3 protein-coding genes are annotated in these 2846 nt (G+C 67.1%); all 3 read right to left on the reverse strand.

All coding sequences use genetic code 11. The annotated features are described in order from the left end of the window. Positions 1-40 precede the first annotated feature (40 nt). The 3 genes from WA702_RS22460 to WA702_RS22470 are packed head-to-tail and all read right to left on the reverse strand — an operon-like array spanning position 41 to position 2837. Positions 41-1021: a PDR/VanB family oxidoreductase gene (locus tag WA702_RS22460; RefSeq protein ID WP_425112747.1), complete on the reverse strand. Its 981-nt coding sequence runs from the start codon at positions 1019-1021 to the stop codon at positions 41-43. Between the two features lie 11 nt (positions 1022-1032). Further along, complete coding sequence (locus WA702_RS22465) at positions 1033-1788, reverse strand: GntR family transcriptional regulator (RefSeq protein ID WP_425112748.1); 756 nt, start codon at positions 1786-1788, stop codon at positions 1033-1035. 5 nt (positions 1789-1793) lie between these two features. Further along, positions 1794-2837, reverse strand: coding sequence for a Rieske 2Fe-2S domain-containing protein (locus tag WA702_RS22470; protein ID WP_425112749.1), 1044 nt, complete (start codon positions 2835-2837; stop codon positions 1794-1796). Positions 2838-2846 lie beyond the last annotated feature (9 nt).

Consider the following 2846-nt stretch of genomic DNA (forward strand, 5'->3'; position numbering starts at 1 on the left):
GCCGCGAAGGTGCGCGCGGAGATCGGCTGAGCGGTCGCGATCAGATCGCATCGCTCCGTTCCAGCGTGTCGATCGTCACCACGCCATGGGCGCGCGACACGCAGGGGCAGAGCTTGCGGTTGTCCGCCTTCTGCGCGGCGCTGAAGAACACATCGCGATGGTCGATCTGGCCGTCGACGTCGACCACGTCGACGACGCAGATGCCGCACTCGCCGCGGCGGCAGTCGGCGATGATCTCGTGCCCCGCCGCGTTCAGCACATCCAGCATGGTGCGGTCGCGCGGCACCACGAACTCCTCGCCGCTGTCGCGCAGCTGCACGCGGAATGGCTCGGCCGCGAATTGCCCCGACGAGCCGAAGGTCTCGTAGCTCAAATCGGTCGCGACACGGCCATCGGCTGACCAGGCGCGGCGCGCCTCCTCCAGCATTCGCATCGGACCGCAGAACAGCACCGCGGCGTTGCGCGGCAGGCCCGCGAACAGGCCCGTCATGACAAGGCGGCGGCCTTCGTCGGCAGCATGGATGGTCATTCGATCGCCAAGCAGCGCGGCCAGCTCATCGGCATAGGCGGCATCGCGGCGCGACCGCACCGCGTAATGCAGCGAGACGTTCGGTGTCTTCCGCAGCAGCGCCTGTGCCGCACCGAGCAGAGGCGTGATGCCGATGCCGCCGGCCACCAGGCAATAATGCTCGCGCTGCCAATCGAGCTGCATCAGGGAAGCGGGAGCCGCGATGTTCAGCCGCGCACCCGGCGCCAGCGACCAGAGATAGCGCGAGCCGCCGCGAGAATCTTCGGCCCGCCGCACCGCGATCCGATAGAGCCCCGGCGCGGCCTCGCCGATCAGCGAGTAGGAGCGCACGTCCGGCTGGCCGTCGATCAGCACGCCGACCTTGATGTGGCTGCCGACCGCATAAGGCTGTCCGGCGCTATCGTCCGGCCGCAGAGTGAACTCGCGAATGTCAGGTGTCAGGTCGCGGATGCCGGCCAGCGTTGCAACGGTCCAGTGATCCTCGAAGCGCATGCTCGTGTCTCCTAACCCACGCCCGGCGTCTTGATCAGTGCGGATGCTGGAACGAGATTGAAATGGCTGCGTGTCTTGAGCGCGGCACGCAGATTGCGCGCGGCGAGCCGTGCATGCTCGCGCATGATGCTTTCGGCGCGCGCGCCCTCGCGGTTCTCGATGGCATCGACCACGACGCGATGATGATCCTGCGCGATCAGCAGGATCTGATGCGCTTCCGGCAGCGCCGATTGCACCATCACGAAGCCGCTCGGGGACGCAAAGGGCAACGCCGAAGCCCGGTCGACCTGGCGAATGACCGGCGCGCTGCGCGAGAGTTCGGCGAGCAGCGCGTGGAAGCGCGCGTTGAGCGTGACATAGGCGGAGAAGGCCTCGATCGAGATCGGATCCTGCGCCACCAGCGCGTCGATCTGCGCCAGGCACTCGCGCAAGGGGTCGAGATCACGCGCCGACACACCGCGTTCGGCCGCAAGCCGGGCCGCGAGCCCTTCCAGCGTGCCGCGCAGCTCGATGGAATCTAGGATGTCGCGCTCGGAGAACGACTTCACCATGAAGCCGCCGGAGGGGATCATCTCGAGCAGCCCTTCTTCCTCCAGCCGCACCAGCGCCATCCGCACCGGCGTCCGCGACACGCCGATCGTATCCACGGCCTGCAGCTCCGAGATCCGCTCGCCCGGACGCAAGCCGCCCGAGAGGATCAGGTCGCGCAACGCGAGCTGCGCCCGCACTGTTTGCGACACGGATCGCTCGACCTCGCGCTCGGCCATTCCTGCTACTCCGCGGCTTCGCGCTGCGGCGTCTCGCGCGCGATCATGCGGTCGATGATCCGGCGTGCCCACATCGCGCCGGCATCGATATTGAGGTTGTAGAACAGCCGCGTCGGGTTCTCGTCGATGGCACGCTGCTGCGCTTCCAGGATCAGCTCGTCCTCATGGAAGATGCCCGAGACACCCTCGCGCAGTTCGGTGGTCAGCCGCTGCTCGTCGAGCCGGTAGTTGCGCACGAAGGTCCAGAAATAGTGGCAGGTCCGCTCGGTCTCCGGCGTGATGGTGTTGAGCACGAAGCCGTTGACCCCTTGCGAGCGGTCGCCCTCGGGCGCACCGGTGCCGCTCGGCGCCACGCCGACGTCGATTGCCACCGTGCACGGCGCCTCGAAGCGGATGATCTGCCAGCGGTCGACCAGGCCGTCCTTACCGAGTTGCTTCGCCCAGAACGGCGGCGGCTCGATGCCGTGCATCCAGCGCGACACGGTCGCGGTGCGCTCGCCATGGGTGACATCGAACGGCGCCTCGGTCACCGCCTCGTTGCCGATCGACGAGCCGTGCACGAAGGTCTCGTGCGTCAGGTCCATCAGGTTATCGACGACGAGCCGATAATCGCAGTTGACGTGAATGGTCTTGCCGTCGCCGGCCCAGGCGGGATCGTGATTCCAATGCATGTCCGGGATGGTGGCCGGATCTGCCAGCGCCGGATTGCCCATCCACAGCCAGATGAAGCGATGCCGCTCGACCGCCGGATAGGCGCGCACGCAGGCGGACGGATTAATCGTCTCCTGCGCTGGCATGTAGGTGCAGCGGCCCTGCGGGTTGTATTTGAGGCCGTGATAGCCGCAGACGACGGTGTCGCCTTCGAGCCGGCCCTTCGAGAGCGGCACTAGCCGATGCCAGCAGGCATCCTCCAGCGCGGCAATGCTGCCGTCGGCCTTGCGATACATCACAACGTGCTTGCCGCAGATCGTGCGCGGCAGCAGCGCCGGCTTCACCTCGGCGTCCCAAGCGGCGGCATACCAGGCGTTCATCGGGAAGGAAGCGGCCATGGAAGTTTC

Origin of the sequence: Bradyrhizobium sp., from assembly GCF_049798375.1 — a bacterium.
Taxonomy (GTDB): domain Bacteria; phylum Pseudomonadota; class Alphaproteobacteria; order Rhizobiales; family Xanthobacteraceae; genus Bradyrhizobium.